The sequence below is a fragment of the Spiroplasma endosymbiont of Virgichneumon dumeticola genome, from assembly GCF_964264745.1.
Taxonomy (GTDB): Bacteria; Bacillota_I; Bacilli_A; order Mycoplasmatales; family VBWQ01; genus Spiroplasma_E.
In genome coordinates this window covers 666,140-684,223 of sequence record NZ_OZ183478.1, presented here as the reverse complement: position 1 = coordinate 684,223, position 18,084 = coordinate 666,140, and the positions used below count along the sequence as shown (strand labels likewise).

At 28.1% G+C, this 18,084-nt stretch carries 24 protein-coding genes and 1 pseudogene; 6 read left to right on the top strand and 19 right to left on the bottom strand.

Annotated elements, in window-relative coordinates; genetic code table 4:
- Positions 1-29: 29 nt before the first annotated feature.
- The 6 genes from ACFEL4_RS04385 to ACFEL4_RS04360 form a co-directional block, all read right to left on the bottom strand.
- Complete coding sequence (locus ACFEL4_RS04385) at positions 30-791, bottom strand: IS1595 family transposase (RefSeq protein ID WP_375318266.1); 762 nt, start codon at positions 789-791, stop codon at positions 30-32.
- The gene (locus tag ACFEL4_RS04380; protein ID WP_375318265.1) at positions 769-1,095 is read right to left on the bottom strand and encodes a hypothetical protein; all 327 of its coding nucleotides are present in this window, start codon (positions 1,093-1,095) and stop codon (positions 769-771) included. Before ACFEL4_RS04380 ends, ACFEL4_RS04385 begins: the two co-directional genes overlap by 23 nt.
- Before the next feature lie 2 nt (positions 1,096-1,097).
- A complete protein-coding gene (gene era / locus ACFEL4_RS04375; protein WP_375318264.1) occupies positions 1,098-1,994 on the bottom strand; it encodes a GTPase Era in 897 nt (298 codons plus the stop codon).
- 3 nt (positions 1,995-1,997) lie between these two features.
- Positions 1,998-2,432 carry a cytidine deaminase gene (gene cdd, locus ACFEL4_RS04370; protein ID WP_375318263.1) on the bottom strand — a complete coding sequence of 145 codons (435 nt, stop codon included), beginning with the start codon at positions 2,430-2,432 and terminating at the stop codon, positions 1,998-2,000.
- 13 nt (positions 2,433-2,445) lie between these two features.
- Positions 2,446-2,919 (bottom strand): rRNA maturation RNase YbeY, encoded by a 474-nt coding sequence (gene ybeY, locus ACFEL4_RS04365; RefSeq protein WP_375318262.1) that lies wholly within the window; start codon positions 2,917-2,919, stop codon positions 2,446-2,448.
- A 213-nt stretch (positions 2,920-3,132) separates the two neighbouring features.
- Positions 3,133-3,429, bottom strand: a complete 297-nt coding sequence (locus ACFEL4_RS04360; protein WP_375318261.1) for a hypothetical protein — start codon at positions 3,427-3,429, stop codon at positions 3,133-3,135.
- Positions 3,430-3,447: 18 nt separating this feature from the next.
- On the opposite strand from ACFEL4_RS04360, the gene ACFEL4_RS04355 reads away from it, so the two are divergent.
- Positions 3,448-3,984, top strand: a complete 537-nt coding sequence (locus ACFEL4_RS04355; protein WP_375317285.1) for a hypothetical protein — start codon at positions 3,448-3,450, stop codon at positions 3,982-3,984.
- Positions 3,879-4,268: an IS1595 family transposase gene (locus ACFEL4_RS04350; RefSeq protein WP_375316929.1), complete on the top strand. Its 390-nt coding sequence runs from the start codon at positions 3,879-3,881 to the stop codon at positions 4,266-4,268. The genes ACFEL4_RS04355 and ACFEL4_RS04350 overlap by 106 nt, the downstream gene beginning before the upstream one ends.
- Here ACFEL4_RS04350 and ACFEL4_RS04345 read toward each other — a convergent pair.
- Positions 4,265-5,188: an ATP-binding cassette domain-containing protein gene (locus ACFEL4_RS04345; RefSeq protein WP_375318260.1), complete on the bottom strand. Its 924-nt coding sequence runs from the start codon at positions 5,186-5,188 to the stop codon at positions 4,265-4,267. The two genes, ACFEL4_RS04350 and ACFEL4_RS04345, sit on opposite strands and share 4 nt — an antisense overlap.
- On the opposite strand from ACFEL4_RS04345, the gene ACFEL4_RS04340 reads away from it, so the two are divergent.
- Positions 5,188-6,009 (top strand): IS1595 family transposase, encoded by an 822-nt coding sequence (locus tag ACFEL4_RS04340; RefSeq protein ID WP_375318259.1) that lies wholly within the window; start codon positions 5,188-5,190, stop codon positions 6,007-6,009. The two genes, ACFEL4_RS04345 and ACFEL4_RS04340, sit on opposite strands and share 1 nt — an antisense overlap.
- 54 nt (positions 6,010-6,063) lie before the next feature.
- Here ACFEL4_RS04340 and ACFEL4_RS04335 read toward each other — a convergent pair.
- The 4 genes and pseudogenes from ACFEL4_RS04335 to ACFEL4_RS04320 all read right to left on the bottom strand — a co-directional run.
- Positions 6,064-6,183: pseudogene (locus ACFEL4_RS04335) on the bottom strand (cysteine peptidase family C39 domain-containing protein); the annotation flags it as partial.
- Between the two features lie 88 nt (positions 6,184-6,271).
- A complete protein-coding gene (locus tag ACFEL4_RS04330; RefSeq protein ID WP_308149821.1) occupies positions 6,272-6,487 on the bottom strand; it encodes a hypothetical protein in 216 nt (71 codons plus the stop codon).
- A gap of 1,157 nt (positions 6,488-7,644) precedes the next feature.
- Positions 7,645-8,769, bottom strand: a complete 1,125-nt coding sequence (locus tag ACFEL4_RS04325; RefSeq protein ID WP_375318258.1) for a MupG family TIM beta-alpha barrel fold protein — start codon at positions 8,767-8,769, stop codon at positions 7,645-7,647.
- 126 nt (positions 8,770-8,895) lie between these two features.
- Positions 8,896-9,699, bottom strand: a complete 804-nt coding sequence (locus tag ACFEL4_RS04320) for an IS1595 family transposase (protein WP_375317188.1) — start codon at positions 9,697-9,699, stop codon at positions 8,896-8,898.
- On the opposite strand from ACFEL4_RS04320, the gene ACFEL4_RS04315 reads away from it, so the two are divergent.
- Together ACFEL4_RS04315 and ACFEL4_RS04310 are read left to right on the top strand one after the other, a co-directional pair.
- Positions 9,699-9,830 carry a hypothetical protein gene (locus ACFEL4_RS04315; protein WP_375318257.1) on the top strand — a complete coding sequence of 44 codons (132 nt, stop codon included), beginning with the start codon at positions 9,699-9,701 and terminating at the stop codon, positions 9,828-9,830. The two genes, ACFEL4_RS04320 and ACFEL4_RS04315, sit on opposite strands and share 1 nt — an antisense overlap.
- 145 nt (positions 9,831-9,975) lie before the next feature.
- Positions 9,976-10,224, top strand: coding sequence for a lipoprotein (locus ACFEL4_RS04310; RefSeq protein WP_375318256.1), 249 nt, complete (start codon positions 9,976-9,978; stop codon positions 10,222-10,224).
- Positions 10,225-10,392: 168 nt separating this feature from the next.
- Here ACFEL4_RS04310 and ACFEL4_RS04305 read toward each other — a convergent pair whose 3' ends face one another.
- The 8 genes from ACFEL4_RS04305 to ACFEL4_RS04270 all read right to left on the bottom strand — a co-directional run bounded on the left by ACFEL4_RS04305 (position 10,393) and on the right by ACFEL4_RS04270 (position 16,867).
- Positions 10,393-11,070, bottom strand: coding sequence for a hypothetical protein (locus tag ACFEL4_RS04305; RefSeq protein ID WP_375318255.1), 678 nt, complete (start codon positions 11,068-11,070; stop codon positions 10,393-10,395).
- Positions 11,063-11,743, bottom strand: coding sequence for a ribulose-phosphate 3-epimerase (locus tag ACFEL4_RS04300; protein ID WP_375318254.1), 681 nt, complete (start codon positions 11,741-11,743; stop codon positions 11,063-11,065). Before ACFEL4_RS04300 ends, ACFEL4_RS04305 begins: the two co-directional genes overlap by 8 nt.
- 20 nt (positions 11,744-11,763) lie before the next feature.
- Positions 11,764-12,639 carry a ribosome small subunit-dependent GTPase A gene (gene rsgA, locus ACFEL4_RS04295; RefSeq protein WP_375318253.1) on the bottom strand — a complete coding sequence of 292 codons (876 nt, stop codon included), beginning with the start codon at positions 12,637-12,639 and terminating at the stop codon, positions 11,764-11,766.
- A 23-nt stretch (positions 12,640-12,662) separates the two neighbouring features.
- Entirely contained in the window at positions 12,663-13,658 is a 996-nt protein-coding gene (locus tag ACFEL4_RS04290) for a serine/threonine protein kinase (RefSeq protein WP_375318252.1), read from the bottom strand.
- A 100-nt stretch (positions 13,659-13,758) separates the two neighbouring features.
- Positions 13,759-14,508: a PP2C family protein-serine/threonine phosphatase gene (locus ACFEL4_RS04285; protein ID WP_375318361.1), complete on the bottom strand. Its 750-nt coding sequence runs from the start codon at positions 14,506-14,508 to the stop codon at positions 13,759-13,761.
- Between the two features lie 15 nt (positions 14,509-14,523).
- Positions 14,524-15,807, bottom strand: a complete 1,284-nt coding sequence (locus ACFEL4_RS04280) for a methyltransferase domain-containing protein (protein WP_375318251.1) — start codon at positions 15,805-15,807, stop codon at positions 14,524-14,526.
- Between the two features lie 353 nt (positions 15,808-16,160).
- Complete coding sequence (locus ACFEL4_RS04275; protein ID WP_375318250.1) at positions 16,161-16,517, bottom strand: SemiSWEET family sugar transporter; 357 nt, start codon at positions 16,515-16,517, stop codon at positions 16,161-16,163.
- Positions 16,517-16,867: a SemiSWEET family sugar transporter gene (locus tag ACFEL4_RS04270; RefSeq protein ID WP_375318249.1), complete on the bottom strand. Its 351-nt coding sequence runs from the start codon at positions 16,865-16,867 to the stop codon at positions 16,517-16,519. Before ACFEL4_RS04270 ends, ACFEL4_RS04275 begins: the two co-directional genes overlap by 1 nt.
- 92 nt (positions 16,868-16,959) lie before the next feature.
- Between ACFEL4_RS04270 and ACFEL4_RS04265 the strand changes: the two genes are divergently transcribed.
- A complete protein-coding gene (locus ACFEL4_RS04265) occupies positions 16,960-18,084 on the top strand; it encodes a hypothetical protein (protein ID WP_375318248.1) in 1,125 nt (374 codons plus the stop codon).

Below are 18,084 nucleotides of genomic sequence, written 5' to 3'. Positions count from 1 at the left end.
CTAGGTATGTTATTGAATTTATATGCAGCTTATTTTGCATATAAATGAATATGATGTTTTGCAACTTTGATATGTGTTTTAAATGTTCTTCGTATATGTTTTCATACTGACTCAATTTGGTTGGTATTTACACCAGTTTTTGAAACATAGCCATCTTGATGGTTAACTGTTTCATGCTTAGTGAAAACCGATTTCAAATCGCGATATCCTTTTCAAGAATCAGTATGTACATCACACTTTGAAGAAATGTGGTTTATTGCAAACTGCAAAAGATTTTTACTGTTTGCGTTTTTCAATACTTTCACAATCAGATTGTTGGTTGTTTTTTCATAAATACCAACAAACAAGGTTTTGTTCAACAAGGATCTTCCTTGTTTTTTAAAACCCATATGTGAAAGATACATTTCATCCATTTGCACTATGCCCTCAACAATGAATTGAGGTTCTTGTTTAGCAATGGCACTTCGGATTTTATGACCCATTCTTCAAGCTATTTTCAAGGTCACTCCCAATTCTTTTGCAACATCAGTTGATGGAATTCCATGTTTGGTGTTTATTCATCTAAAGATGAGATAAAACCAAGATATTAAAGGTGTTTGTGACTTTGAAAATATAGTGCCCGTGAGAATACTGAATGTTTGATGACATTTCAAACATCTCATTTTTCTTAAATTAGAAGTATTCAAATTAAAACTAGAACACCTAATACATTTGCTTTGTTTCAAACTTGCTATATATGCAAGACATTGTTTTTCAGTTTGAAAAGTATTATTGAACTCATTCAATTTCATTGTTTCCTCCACAAGTACATGTGGGGAGAAGTCTGTTATTAAAATAATAAATAAGTTTTAAAATGTCACGATTTTTTAATAATTGCTTAAAACTTGATAGTTGTTCATAGGGAATCCAAACTTCATTTTTATTATTACTGACAATAAACGTTCACACATCTAAGATGTAATAATTATGGAAATATTGTTGGAGATTGGATAATGATACAACTTTAATACCGCTATTGTCTGTTAAAATTGTAATATTACGATTTGGAAAATAAGCATCAATTTTTAAAATCACTCCTGTGGTAATATTAAACATTTTTAACTATAGCCTAAATCTTTTAGTTTTCGTGGATTATTACGTCAATCTGGTATTACTTTGACAAAAGTTTTTAAAATAATGTGTGAGTCAAAAATACTTTCTAATTCCATTCTTGCTAACATCCCAATTTCTTTAATCATAGAACCTCCTTTACCAATAATAATTCCTTTTTGTGAATCACGTTCTACAACAATTACAGCATTAATTTCAGTAATATTAGTTTTGGCTTTATAATTAATATTTTCAATCAAAACAGCAACACTATAAGGAATTTCTTCTTCAGTTAAATTTAAAATTTTTTCTCGAATAATTTCTTTTATTAAAGTACTATCAGAAACATCATCAACATTTTCTACTAAGTAATTTCTATTACCAACTGGTAAATATTGATGGATTTTTTTAAAAAGAATATCAAGATTAACATCTTTAGTTGAAGAAATGGGAATAATTTCTTGAAATGGTAGTAAATCTTTTCATTCATTAATTTTTTTCATTAACTGCTCTTTATTAACAAGATCAACTTTTGTTAGTAAGAGAAAGATGATAGTATCAACGCGTTCCGATAGTAATTTAATAATATGTTGATCACTGCCACCAATATATTCGTCGCAAGGTGCTAGTAAACAAATAATATTAGTTTCTTTCGTGGCACGATTGGATGTTCGATTCATCATACGACCTAATTGATTATGTTGTTTGTGAATTCCTGGTGTATCAAAGAAAATAATTTGCATATCTTCACTATTGTAAATGCCTTTGATTTGGTTTCTTGTTGTTTGTGGTTTATTAGAAACAATGGCTACTTTTTCTTTTAAGATAGTATTTAGTAAGGTTGATTTACCAACGTTGCTTCTTCCGACAAAACTAACGAATCCTGACTTAAAATATTCACTCATAAATTAATTTCCTTTCAATGCATTGGGTTTAAAGGCCATCGGTAATAGGTCTTTAACAACAATACTAATAATAGATTTAATGTCATTGTTATCATTTTTATTACTAATATAAATAATTGCTTCACTAGGCATAGTTTCAATCATGAATTGACGGCAAACACCACAAGGCGAGCCAATTATTTTACTATCAGTTATTAAAAATAAATAACTAACATCATTTTTTTGATATCCTTGCGCAAAGACTTGGGCTAAAGCATTTCTTTCAGCACAAATACCAGCAGAGTAAGCAGCATTTTCAACATTAACACCAGTAATGTGGTTACCATTTTTTAATGTAACAATGGCAGAGACTCTAAATAAAGAATATGGTGCATAGGCATAGGTTTGTAATAACTTAGCTTTTTTTAATAATGCTTGTAAATCTACTGTTTGTTTCATATAAGACAACTCCTTAGTTTCTAGTAATATTAAGTTGATTTAAAATTTCATCTTGTAAACCAAACATAATAGTTTCTTCTTCAACAGTTTGATGATCATATCCTAAAGTATGAAGTAGTCCATGAAGGAATAAGAAACATAGTTCTCTTATTAAACTATGAACATAAGTTTGGGCTTGATTAACAGCCTTGGCATAGCATATATACACATCACCTAAATCTCTAATTTCATTATCTTCTGTGGGGAAGTTGTCATCTTCATTGCCAAATGATAGGACATCAGGTACATAATCTTTTTGAAGATAATCAATATTCAATTGCTGACTTGTGGTTTCATCACTAAAAATAACAGCAATCATCCATGGCTTCTTGGCATTTAATTTACTAGCAAGCGTTTGCAAAATTTTTTGCGAAAAAACATTAAAGGTGTTAATATCATAACAATGTTCATTGTAAACATTTACTATATTTAAATTTTTAGTGACCATTTTTCTTCCTAGTTTCTTTTTATTTAAATTATATCAATATTTACATTTATGTTGTAAAATTATTTCAAATAAATGTTAATAAACTTTCATTTTGGGTCATTATTAGGACTGGTTGGTTAGCATATGTATTATCATTCATGTTTTTAGTAACCAAAAATTGTTCATTATTAATTCATTGTGGAAAGTTAATTGTAAAGTAATTGTTGTTAGAAACTAAAAAATAGTAATTTTATTAGTGTGCATTTGTGTAAAATTCGTTTTCTTAAAATTAACAACATAAGCAAATTGTCCTTGTTGCTCATATTTACTGTCATTAATAAAAATGATTTGACTACTAGTAGCTATAACTTGTGGTTTTGTAATAATGCTTAACATTAAAAGTAAACTTATAAATAAACTTGTAATCATAATGGTCATGGAAATAACTTGATAATGGGTATTTCATTTCATATTATTTTCTCCCTTCTGCAATCAGTTCTTGTAAATTAATAATCGGACTTCTCCCCACATGTACTTGTGGAGGAAACAATGAAATTGAATGAGTTCAATAATACTTTTCAAACTGAAAAACAATGTCTTGCATATATAGCAAGTTTGAAACAAAGCAAATGTATTAGGTGTTCTAGTTTTAATTTGAATACTTCTAATTTAAGAAAAATGAGATGTTTGAAATGTCATCAAACATTCAGTATTCTCACGGGCACTATATTTTCAAAGTCACAAACACCTTTAATATCTTGGTTTTATCTCATCTTTAGATGAATAAACACCAAACATGGAATTCCATCAACTGATGTTGCAAAAGAATTGGGAGTGACCTTGAAAACAGCTTGAAGAATGGGTCATAAAATCCGAAGTGCCATTGCTAAACAAGAACCTCAATTCATTGTTGAGGGCATAGTGCAAATGGATGAAATGTATCTTTCACATATGGGTTTAAAAAACAAGGAAGATCCTTGTTGAACAAAACCTTGATTGTTGGTATTTATGAAAAAACAACCAACAATCTGATTGTGAAAGTATTGAAAAACGCAAACAGTAAAAATCTTTTGCAGTTTGCAATAAACCACATTTCTTCAAAGTGTGATGTACATACTGATTCTTGAAAAGGATATCGCGATTTGAAATCGGTTTTCACTAAGCATGAAACAGTTAACCATCAAGATGGCTATGTTTCAAAAACTGGTGTAAATACCAACCAAATTGAGTCAGTATGAAAACATATACGAAGAACATTTAAAACACATATCAAAGTTGCAAAACATCATATTCATTTATATGCAAAAGAAGCTGCATATAAATTCAATAACATACCTAGTTTTGAAACTGTAATGCTATGTTTAATTTAAAAATGTGGGGAGAAGTCCGTAGATAGGCTTTTCTCAGCATTTATGTGATAAAATTTAAAAATAGTACATAAAGGTAGAAAAGCCTTAATAATATTAGTAAATAATGGTTTTAATGTTAAATCATGACCAGCATAAATAATAATAGTATGGGGTAAGGTTGCTACTAATAATGTTATTAAAGCAACTTTTATTTCATTATTAACATTACTTAAGATTTCGTCTAATAATAGCACTTGACAATTACTAAAAAATAAACTACAAAAGACAATGATTTGTTTTTGACCTTGACTGAGATTAGAACCATAATCATGACACATAGAAAATGATGTTAGACCTATAGCTTGTAAAATATTATCAATCCCTAGTTGTTGTCACAAAGATAATTTTTCGTTAGTAGCGAAAAATGATAAAATATTTTCCAAAACACTACCATGATAAATATAAGGATTAGAAGATAAATAAATACATCTTTTTAGTCATGTGTGACGATTAATAGCTTGTAAATCAATAGTATCATTAATATTAATACTTCCACTTGTAGGAATATATTTGTGCGCAATTAGCATTAGTAATGAAGTTTTACCAATTCCTGATGTTCCTACTATCATATTAGTGTTTTGTAATGTTAAATTAATGTTAGTAAACAAAGTTTTGTTATCCAATTTAAAATAACAATTTGTGATATTGATTTTGGTAATCGGTGGTAAAGTTGTTATTTTATTGTTACTATCTATTTTTTGATTCAAATTAAAAAAAGTGTTAATCCGTTGTTGAAAGTTAGTAAAATCTGGTCAAAATATGAAAATGCTACCAAGATTAGTAAAGAAATTAACTAAATAAACATTAATAGAAGTAATTAAAATTAGTTGTGATAAATTAATTTTCGGACTTCTCCCCACATGTACTTGTGGAGGAAACAATGAAATTGAATGAGTTCAATAATACTTTTCAAACTGAAAAACAATGTCTTGCATATATAGCAAGTTTGAAACAAAGCAAATGTATTAGGTGTTCTAGTTTTAATTTGAATACTTCTAATTTAAGAAAAATGAGATGTTTGAAATGTCATCAAACATTCAGTATTCTCACGGGCACTATATTTTCAAAGTCACAAACACCTTTAATATCTTGGTTTTATCTCATCTTTAGATGAATAAACACCAAACATGGAATTCCATCAACTGATGTTGCAAAAGAATTGGGAGTGACCTTGAAAACAGCTTGAAGAATGGGTCATAAAATCCGAAGTGCCATTGCTAAACAAGAACCTCAATTCATTGTTGAGGGAATAGTGCAAATGGATGACATGTATCTTTCACATATGGGTTTTAAAAAACAAGGAAGATCCTTGTTGAACAAAACCTTGATTGTTGGTATTTATGAACAAACAACCAACAATCTGATTGTGAAAGTATTGAAAAACGCAAACAGTAAAAATCTTTTGCAGTTTGCAATAAACCACATTTCTTCAAAGTGTGATGTACATACTGATTCTTGAAAAGGATATCGCGATTTGAAATCGGTTTTCACTAAGCATGAAACAGTTAACCATCAAGATGGCTATGTTTCAAAAACTGGTGTAAATACCAACCAAATTGAGTCAGTATGAAAACATATACGAAGAACATTTAAAACACATATCAAAGTTGCAAAACATCATATTCATTTATATGCAAAAGAAGCTGCATATAAATTCAATAACATACCTAGTTTTGAAACTGTAATGCTATGTTTAATTTAAAAATGTGGGGAGAAGTCCGTAGATAGGCTTTTCTCAGCATTTATGTGATAAAATTTAAAAATAGTACATAAAGGGAGAAAAGCCATTTACATTTTGTTTTAAATCATTAATTAAAATTTTACGTTTAAAAAAATAACGATAAAGCATTGCTAAACATGCTAATCCACAATCATTATTTGTTTCTTGTTAAATAAAAGGATACTTCATAAAAAAATCACCGCCAATGATTAATTGACGATGATTACCAAAATTTCCTTTTTTACTATTTACGAATTTTCTTTTTCTTAGCGGCAGTTGCACGTTTTTCACGAGTTTTATCACGTGAAGAAAGATAATGGTCGTGTCTTTTTTGCGCTCTTTTTGTTTCTTGCGCTTTTTTACTGAAGTTTTTTAACGCTTTTTGAAAGTCTTGCTCACCAATTGTTCGCTCTTCATTTTCATTGTTATCTGCTTGTGGTGATTGTTTCACTGATTGCATTCATGTCAGCTCCTATATTTTCGTTTTACTTAACAATTATATTAGTAAATCATAAAATTAGCAATAACTTTCAACGAATAATGAGGTTTTATTTTTAAAAATAAAAAAAATAAAGTACACCATTAGTATCATTTGCCTAATATTATCAATAATTATTAGTCAACATTAGCATTTGAAATTTTTATATTTACTAATAATTGTTTTTTTGATATTTCAAAGATATTTTATCATATTTTATTAAACATGAGAATTGGTTTTTGATTTTCAATGTATTCACTAACTCATAAGTAATCAATTTTATTTTGATTATTAACTTTAATAATTTTGCGATTTTGCAATTACCCAATAGTTAAATCTTTATGGATTGATTGTAAACATAAATTAAAAATTGTGTTGGCACTGGCAATCACATTGATTTTTAATTTTTTGTTTTTACTAATAATAGTAAAAATGCGTTGTGATTCGCTAATTCGTGAAGTGTATTTATTTTTACTTAAATTTTGTTTTTTAGCTTGTAATTCTATTAATAAATGTTAATTCATTTTCGGCAAAATATTCCATATTTTACAATTCTTCTTTTTTTCATGGTTTACATTGTATAATGAATAATGTCAATGAAGCCTGCTTTTTCTTGATTTTTGCCAAAAATAATTTCCGTTTCATAATATAATTTAGCAGAAATTTTATTAAAGACTTGACTTGGGCTTTAAGGAAAGTCAAGAATTCTGGTCCTAATAGAGTTAAATCACCTGCTAGGATAATAACTTGTGGATTTAAGGCATAAATCATAGTTGACATATGGGGAGTTAGTTAGTGCCTCAAGAGTGTGAATAATAATGCTAGCAGCTTCGTGAAATTGAGGACTAGTTTTCTCATGTTCTAATAATTGTTTTAATTCCATAGTAGAAATTTCATCAATATTATTAAGTTGTGCTAAAGTTATCATTAATTAAAATTAAGTTTTTGGCAATTTTGATGTCTTCAGGTTATTTATGATAAAGGTCATTCTTGACATTCATTCCTTCAAAAAAACGATTTTTTTCAATTTTAAAGCAGTGGTCTCAGAAGGTTTGGTTGGGGCTTTGCCATCAATGGCAAAAGCACCTTCAGTTTGAGGACCAGAAAAGGCACTATCTCATAAAAATTTGTCAGGGAAACTATATTTTTTCGTGATTATTACCTCCAATAAATTTAAAGGGACGATTGGAGACTAAGTAAGGAATGAAATTTAAATCTTTGGGGGCTAATTTTCCTACAACATTACGAATGCCATCATTTTTAATTTTATTAGTAATAATATGAAGTTCACCACGATAGTTTTGCGCATCATTATTAAGGATTACTACATCACCAATTTCCAATCACTCATTAGTTCTTTGATTGGGAATTGATAAATCTTTATACGTAATACGAGGCATAGAACTACGAATTAAATCTTGGGCTAAATCAGGACGAACAATATGAATATTGTCATCAAAAATAATAGTTTTTTCATTGTTAGTAACATTTTTACTTAACTGAATATTTAAAGATAGGGTTTCATAATCAATATTGTTCATTTGAACTAAATCATCTTCAGTTAAAAACTGATTAGCAACAATAATCATATCTAAACATAAAGCAACGTAGTGGCGAATTTGCGTTGTTAATGGTCAATCACGGTGCATTTCTAATGCTGGTAAATTGTCATTGTAAGCTCATGGTCCGACCTTGTCTTTTCCCAATAAAGTAACAAATGAAGCAAACGGAATTTTATTCATAATACTTTCTGCTTGATTTAAAGAAAAAAATTCAATATCAGCGCCTGTATAGCGTTGAGGGTAGAAGTTGTAACAGCTAATTAAATTTTTAGCATTAGCATTATATTGTAATAATAAACGTTCTACTTCCTCAATTGCATGTGAACCATTAATAATAATTTTAAAATTTAATTTATTTTGACTCAGTTTAGCTTGTTCTTGGATGGCAATCCCTTCATCGCAACGAATTCCGGTAAAACCTTGATTTTTAAATCATTTAATAAAATCATCACGTTTGGTAATATTAAGTTTAAAATTATCAATAAATTCTTGGTTAATATCAACATAAACATCCATATTATATTTTTTAGCAGTTGTTGTTAAGACTATTAACTTTTTTAATTGTTCTTTTTCGGTTGGTTTAAAATTAATTAAGGTTGTGAAAATGATTTGTACTTTATTTTCACCCAACAATTGGGTGTAACTAGTAAGTTGTTCTAAGGTTGTTAAATGTAAATAAATTGATGCACCAATTTTTGTCATATTTGTTTCTCCTATAATTTCTTAAGGCTTTTCTCCCTTTATGTACTATTTTTAAATTTTATCACATAAATGCTGAGAAAAGCCTATCTACGGACTTCTCCCCACATTTTTAAATTAAACATAGCATTACAGTTTCAAAACTAGGTATGTTATTGAATTTATATGCAGCTTCTTTTGCATATAAATGAATATGATGTTTTGCAACTTTGATATGTGTTTTAATGTTCTTCGTATATGTTTTCATACTGACTCAATTTGGTTGGTATTTACACCAGTTTTTGAAACATAGCCATCTTGATGGTTAACTGTTTCATGCTTAGTGAAAACCGATTTCAAATCGCGATATCCTTTTCAAGAATCAGTATGTACATCACACTTTGAAGAAATGTGGTTTATTGCAAACTGCAAAAGATTTTTACTGTTTGCGTTTTTCAATACTTTCACAATCAGATTGTTGGTTGTTTGTTCATAAATACCAACAATCAAGGTTTTGTTCAACAAGGATCTTCCTTGTTTTTTAAAACCCATATGTGAAAGATACATTTCATCCATTTGCACTATGCCCTCAACAATGAATTGAGGTTCTTGTTTAGCAATGGCACTTCGGATTTTATGACCCATTCTTCAAGCTGTTTTCAAGGTCACTCCCAATTCTTTTGCAACATCAGTTGATGGAATTCCATGTTTGGTGTTTATTCATCTAAAGATGAGATAAAACCAAGATATTAAAGGTGTTTGTGACTTTGAAAATATAGTGCCCGTGAGAATACTGAATGTTTGATGACATTTCAAACATCTCATTTTTCTTAAATTAGAAGTATTCAAATTAAAACTAGAACACCTAATACATTTGCTTTGTTTAAAACTTGCTATATATGCAAGACATTGTTTTTCAGTTTGAAAAGTATTATTGAACTCATTCAATTTCATTGTTTCCTCCACAAGTACATGCGGGGAGAAGTCCGTTTCTTAATATAATAATATCAAGTTGAAAATCATTATTGGTTTTCCTGTATCATTACCAAATATTTTTTTATTTTTTTCCGTTTTGTGTAAGTTAGTTAAGTATTAACAATCTATTGTCTATTAAATATTTATTCCCTTTTTAATCTAATTACTGAAGTAAGTGTAAATAAATTAAGATTTTATATAAACTAATTTTATTAAGTATAATTAACAAATAAAATATCAGGAGGTATTTAAAATATGAAAAAAATATTATCTATTTTAGTGACAACATTTATAGCAACAACAGCAAGTACAAATGTTGTTGCATGTGGAACTAAATCTAACGCATCCCCAGTACCAACACCAGATTCAAAAAATTTTACTGAAGTAGTAACCACCGGAATTGCCGGTCACCTTAGTGGATTAATAAATGTGAATGGAACTATTTATGCAGTTGCTGTTTCTGGCTCTGGTTCTACCATATCAACAAAATTATATAAATCATAAAATAGACTTGGTCATACTATAAAGTTTAACTTATAACTGATTAATTACCTTTTGAAAAAATGAACACTTATAATAAAAAAATAGACACAAAGCAATTCTTTTTTTTGTGGTGAAGTTTTTTATAAGTGTTCACTTTTTATATATAATAAATTTGATTTTCCTATATCATTACCGAATATTTTTATGTAAAAATATTAAGCAATTACCTTGTTTAATTTTTAAATTAGGAGTTTGATTAGGCAAGATTAAAAATTCATTACTAAATGATTGAGTATCATTAGCATTAATGATAATGTCTTGATTAGGATAATATTTACAACCACTAAAATTATAAATAACTGGTTGGTTGCCATAATTAAAAAAAGAAATATAATCATAATTAAGTTGGTGTGGGGTAAAGGTATAGTGTTGATTATTTTTTAACATAAAACAATAATTATTTTCTCCGACTAAAATTAGATTATATTGTTGATATTTCAAACAAATATTAATACTTGCCATTAACATATCTCAACGTGTGCCATCTGCTACTAACACAATTTGTTGAAAATTTAGTTTTCGTTCTAAAGCTAATATAATTGCTAGTTCACTGTCAAGTTGGTCTTTGACACTATTAAAAACAATGCTTTCTAAGTGCAAATTTTTCTTATCTTTAATTACTTTTGATAATTGTTGTTTTGTAATCGTGTCATTGTCTCCACAAATAAAAGCCATCGTTTTATTATGCTTTAATAAATTTATAATCCCAGTTTCCACCCCCACATAAATGGGATTAATAAATTGTTTAAAATCAATTTTATAATCACGACAGACAATTACTAATTGTCGAAAGTTATCCTTATTCATAAAAAAATAACTTATCCACTTGAATTTTAATCGGATTACTACTATTTAATAAATAACTACCTGCTACTAAATAATTAGCGCCAGCATTAATACAAGCAGAGACTGTTAAATCATTAATACCCCCATCAACAGCAATCGTTAAATTAGGAAAATTATTAGCAATATGTTTTACTAATGATTTAATTTTATTAGTACTATCAGCAATGAATGTTTGACCACCAGCACCTGGTTTGACACTCATAATTAAAATAGTATCAAGATATGGTAAATGTTCATAGACTTTAGAAATAGCAGTTTCTGGATTAATAGCTAAACCTTTTTTGAATCCTGGCTCTTTTCACATCAAAAATTCTGTTAGTTGTTCTGTTGTTAATGCTTCATAGTGTAAAGTAATGTTTTTTACTTGCGGTAACATAAATGGTTTTAAATAATCATGAACTTTGGGTGTTGTGATTTTAACCATTAAATGACAATCAAGATTAAAATTAGGACTAAATTGACAAATATCACTTAAGATTTTCGGACCAAAACTTAAATTAGGGACAAAATGATGGTCCATGACATCAAAATGAATTCAATTAATTCCTGCTTTTTGTAAGTTTGTTAAATCATCTTTTAAAGATAAATAGTTAGCTGTTAAGACACTAGCTGCAATCGTAACATTAGTTTTCATATAATGTTTACCTCCATAAATTATTTTTTAGTATGTTGAAACTCTCCTACAATTTTACAATAATCTTCATAAAAAAATGTCGAAATAACTTTATTTTTCACAGCTAATTTAATAGCGCATTCTGGTTCTTGTTGATGTAAACAAGTGCGAAATTTGCATTTTTGTCAAATGTTATTGAAGCTAGGAAAGTTAGTAGCAATATCAACATTAGTTAGACCTTGTAGTTGAAAAACGGAAAAACCAGGCGTATCAGCAATAATACCACCAAGACAAAAATATAACCGTGATTTAGTTGTCGTATGCTTACCACGATTTAAAGCAACAGAAATATTTTGTGTTCACAATTTTAAATCTTTATCTAAGCTATTTAAAGTTGTACTTTTTCCAACACCTGATGTACCAGTTAAAAGTGATAGTTTATTAGGAAAAACTTGTTTTAAATCTTGTAAGCCTTGTTTAGTAACATTAGAAAGCAATATTGATTGGATTCCTAAATCTTGATAGGCTTGGACTTTAGTTCATACTTCATGGTCTTTAGTTACTAAGTCCGTTTTTGTGAAAACTAAAATCATTGCTAAATGGTAGAAATTAAAAATCGTTAGTAACTTGTTTAGTAAAAAACTACTAAACGCCGGTTGCACTAAAGCACTAACAATTAATACTTGGTCAACATTGGCGATACTAGGGCGATATAGTTCATTAATGCGTGGTAAAATCCTTTCAACTAATGGATAATCTGGATCTGAAAAGTTGACTTCAACATAATCACCAACTAAAATTCTAGGTTTGCTAAACTTCAGATTACCTCTAATTAAACAACGATGAATAATTTGATTAATGGCCACATCAACAAAATTATTAGCAACGTTAATAACGATTGCTTGTTGGAAATGCATTGCTTAGTTCCTTTCCTTAAGTATTAGACTAATAATGTAATCATAACACCAATTAAACCGCAAATTATGATAATTAAAATAAATAAAAATCATCTTTTAGCATAGAAGGGTTGTTTTAACTTATCAACATTGAGATTAACTGTTTTATTTTTGAGAATTATGACTTGTGTTTTATTAGTTCGCTTTTCATTTTTACGTGCACTTTCTAAACAAGTAGCAAGATCGATTTGTAATTCTTCAATCATTTGGTAGCGACCAGCAACGGTTTTACAAGTGGCTTTCATAATAATATTTTCCAAACTTTGGGGGATATTATTATTAATATTACGAACTAAGGGCATGGGTTCTTTAATATGTTTAGATGCTAAAATTTGGGGATTTTTATGGAAAAATGGTGGTTCACCAATTAATAGTTCATATAAGATAATTCCCATCGCGTAAATATCACTTTGTGTCGTTGGTTGTTGAAAGAGAACTACTTCAGGAGCAATGTATTTCATAGTCCCAACAACTTGATTAGCATGTTTTTTTACTTCATAATTATCAATGACAGCAATTCCAAAATCTAAAACTTTGATTGCACCGCTGGCTGTTAGAATGATGTTTTCTGGTTTTAAATCACGGTGAATAATACCTGCTACATGACAAGCATTAATTCCTTTTAAAATTTCTTGAGTAATAGCCACTGCTTCGCTAACTCCTAAGACCGAATTAGTAGTTAAATATTCTTTTAAAGTTTTACCTTCTAGTAGTTCAAATACTAAACATCAGTCAGCTTTATCAATAAAAACATCATAAACTAAAATGACATTAGGGTGTTTAATACGTGTTACAGCATTGATTTCTTGTAAAAATCGTTCTTTAATCAAATCATCTAATGGGGAAATAGGATTAATAATTTTAAGGGCCACTTTACGGTCTAAAAATTTATCATGAGCTTCATAAACTTTAGCCATGCCACCAGCACCGATTTGTTTAGTAACTTGATATCGGTTGTTTAAGATTTTATTTATTGCCATTAGATTCACCAATACTCTAGTTTTAATTGTCGTCTAATATATTTTACATTAAAATGTATTTATATTACTATATCACAATTACTTAAAAAGAACTTTTTTATTAATTAATTTCTATTAATAATACTGTTACGTTATCAGTTGAAGCATTATTTAGTGCTTGTTTAATTAATAGCTTAACTTTGATATTAGGACTAACTTTTTTCATTAAAATACTAGTAATTTCGTGGTTTTCTAGAAAGTCATGAGCACCATCACTTGTTAATAAAAAATAAGTATTTGTGAAAATTGGTAAATGAAAAATATCAGTTTTTAAAGTTTTAGATGGTCCTAAGGCACTCGTTAATGCTTTTCAATAAGTTTGATTTAAATCTACTAGTTCTTGTTGTTCTTCTTGTTGAGTTTTTAAATATAAATTTAAAACATTATGGTCAACAGTTAGTTGTTTTAAACCATTTTCATTAAATAAATAAATTCGTGAATCACCAATATTAACTAAGTAAGCTTTATTATTAGCAATTAAGACAATGACCATTGTCGTTCCCATGTCCATTGCTTCATGATTGGATAAACTATAATCATACATAGCTTCATGAATGGTATCAATTTGTACTTGTAGTCAAGCATGAATTTGCATATCGTGTTTTAATTTATTAAAATCTGTCGTTTGAAAAACATTTTTTAACATCTTAATAGCCATGTTACTGGCAATTTCTCCACACTTGTGGCCACCTAAGCCATCACAGACAGCAGCTAAACTTTGTCCAGTTTTATTTTCAATATATAAAGCAGCATCTTGATTATTTTTACGATAGTTACCAATATCAGTTTTGTAACTAGCAATTATTTTCATAGTTACCACTCATCTCTATACTTCTTTTTTTAACTTGCAAATGTAGAAGCCATCTGTTCCTTCATGAAAGCCAAAGATTTGTCGTTCTTCAATAATCGTCATTTTAGAGAATTTTTTAATTAATGTTTCAATTTGATTTTGATTTTCTTCGATGTTAAAAGTACAAGTTACATATAATAATATGCCTTGTGGTTTTAATTGATGATATGCTTTTTCTAGTAGTTGTGTTTGAACAGTAATTAAACTATCAATTTCTTCTTTGCTTCAGTTAATTAATTTAACTTCTGGTTTGCGTTTAATTAGTCCTGAAGCAGTACTTGGGGCATCAATTAAAATTTTATCAAACTTTTGTTTAAAATTAAAGGTAATAGCATCGCAAACTATGATATTGGTGTTAGTTACTCCTAGTTTAATTAAATATTGATGAGCAAATTTCAAACGATTGGCATTAATATCGGTAGCGATAATCGTACCTTTATTAGTCATAAGGGCTGCAATATGGGCAGTTTTTGAACCAATCCCTGCACACATATCTAAAACTTCATCATAAGGTTTAGGAGCAAGCATGTGACTCACAATCATGCTTGCTTGGTCTTGCTTAATAATATTTCCTTCTTTATAAAGTTTAGTATTGAAAATTGATTTATTACTAATAATGCCATCGGAAACGATATTACTTGGTTGAAAACCAAAGGTTTGGTAATGAGCATTAGTTAGCACATGTTGAACTGTTGTTTTTAAGGTGTTAACACGAAAACTAATTAATGGTTGTTTCAGATTATCTTTCATTAATTGTAAAGCGATGTTCGTACTAAATTGTGATTCTACTAGGTTGTAGAGTCATTGTGGATAACTATGTTTTATGAGTCTGATGGTACTGCGTTTGGCTTTTGGTAAATTAAATTCTGATCTGAATTCAGCAAAGCAAAGTTCTAATAATGTCGAACTAATATGAACCATATTTTTATTAATTGTCTTAACGATATTTAAAATATCTTCAGTAAACAATTGTCGGTCAGTAATTTCTAAGAAATAAATTTCATAAAGGACTGTTCATAGAAAGATTGTTAATTTAAAGGGGATACTGACAGTTGGTTGTAAACGTAATCAAATTTGGTTTAAAATATAATCTAAATAAATTTGATTTTTTAAAGTACCAAAAACTAGTTTTTCAATTAGTTCTTTTTCAAACATAGAGAGATCTTTATCTTGCATCATGTTTTCTAATAAGACATTACAGTAACCTTTTTCTAATATGACTTTTAATAAAATTTTATATGCGATAGTTTGTATATTCATTGTTCTAACCCCACTATATCCTTTTTATTAGTTAAATATATTATAACTTAAATTATTTTTTTTAAATTTTGGAACAGAGAGGATAGAGTTAAATAATTACTTTTTACATATATAAGCAAGTTTAAATAAGTACTTATTTAAAGGAAATAAACCTGAATTGTAAATAAGAATAGGTTTTGATAATGTCCCATTATTTCACTCCAGAAGAAAATTTAGCAAATTATGTTTTTTATTATATGTGTCCAGACTTTGGATTTAACAACTCAGGATAATTAAAAATGCATCAATTGATGCATTTTTAAGAAATATAATTTAAATTAAACTATTGATTGTAACTAAACTAAACTTGAATTTTATTTTAGATTAATTTTACCTTTTCATTTTTTACAATCTTCGCCATATTTGTACATATTATTAATTTTAATGCCTAGAATGATACCTGATCACATAGCACACGGTGTATTAGCACAAATAACAACTAAATCTTTCATTAAGATTGTTGATTCACTAGCACCAAAATATGCAAGGTGACATACACCTCATAATACTCAAAGACTGCTAGCAATAGTGTAAATAATAAATGTTGATAAAGAAATACCGTTAGTTTTTTTAGTTTTTACTGTTCGTAATGACTGTGGAAAGAATGCTACTACTGCAATTAAAGTAGCAATAAATCCAATCGTTGTTACAATTAATCATTGACCTCCCATTATGAATTTACCTCCAAAGTTCCAGCTTTTTCGCCTAGTGTTTTCATATTTTTTACTTTAACATAAATACAGTTAGTAGCAATAATTGTCGCTGTATAAGGTAAGATTAAAGTTGAGCCTCATAAGACAATTGATAGTGTAGTTGCCCCTGGTGCCCACATTACTGGTAAGGCAATTGACAATACCCCAAACAACAAGAAAAATGAATTAGCAATATTATAAATAATATATGTTAATAATGTTATGTGTTTAGTTTCTTTAGTTTTTATTGTTTTGATAGCTTGTGGTATAAATGTTATAACAGCTAAAATTCCTGCTAAATAACCAATAATTTGAATAAAAATTTCCATTTTATTCCTCCTTTTTCTGTGAAAAAATTCCCTTGCTTATTTTTAAAAAATAATAAAGTTAAATTAATGAACGGACTTCTCTCCACAAGTACATGTGGGGAGAAGTCCGTTTTAAAAAATTAGAAGAACAAGAGTTAAAAGATTACTTGTTATTACAAAATACATTAATAAAGTTAAGTCCACAATTAACTCCAAAATTTAAAATCAAAGATATAGATAGAGTAAATAACTTTTTAAAACAATATAATATTGAATTTAAAGAAGTATTAAATATGAACCAACATGAATGATTAAATTTAGTTCATACTTTACAAATACAAAATAAGGGTAAAACGTTGATTTTAACTTTAGAACAAATACGTGCTAATGCAATAAAATTTAATTTTAAAAATAGTAATATTCATAAATTTGTTTTAAAAACTAATAAAACTTTTAAATATTTTGACATTAGATTTTATTTAAGAACAGGATTAAATAAATTTTGAAAAAATACACCTTATTTTGAAAAATTACGAGAGAAAATCTATAAAATACAAGAAAGATTTGAAAAGTTAGAAGAAAAAGCAATAGCAAAAATTAATAAATTAAAAGAAAAAGCAAGTGATTTATTTACTAGTGCTGAGAAAAAAGCAATTAAACATGCACAATTAATACCTTTAAATTCACCAGTATTTATGGGATGTAAAATTCAACCATTATCACTAGATAAATGTGCTATTACTATTTATCACCGTAATCCTAAATATAAGCCATTTGTTGTTATTGATACTATTATTAAAGCAGAAACTTTTGTTACACAAGTGCATCCTTTTCATTGATATCGCTGAAATAGTGGTTGATATATTGGTTATGGAGTTAATACTAATAAATGATTAAAAACAATAGCATTTGCGCCACCAGTTGTTCAACAGATTATAAGAGATGCTTTTAAGCTACATCGTGAAATATTAAGAACAATAAGAACTTATCATAAAGTTATTAACGTTATTAATAATCCGGTTGAAAATATTAATAAATCTTTCAAAAGTGTCAGTTTAAAATTTAGCGTTCATACTTTGTTTGGTACTGGGTTATTACATCATTTAGAAAAATTTACTTATAGTCAAGTGGTTGAAAAAGGTAAGAAGAAATTACAAAAAGAAATTATACATATCGCACATAGAAAAACTAAAAAACGTACTAAACATTATAAAAAAGCATTTTTTAAGGAATGATAA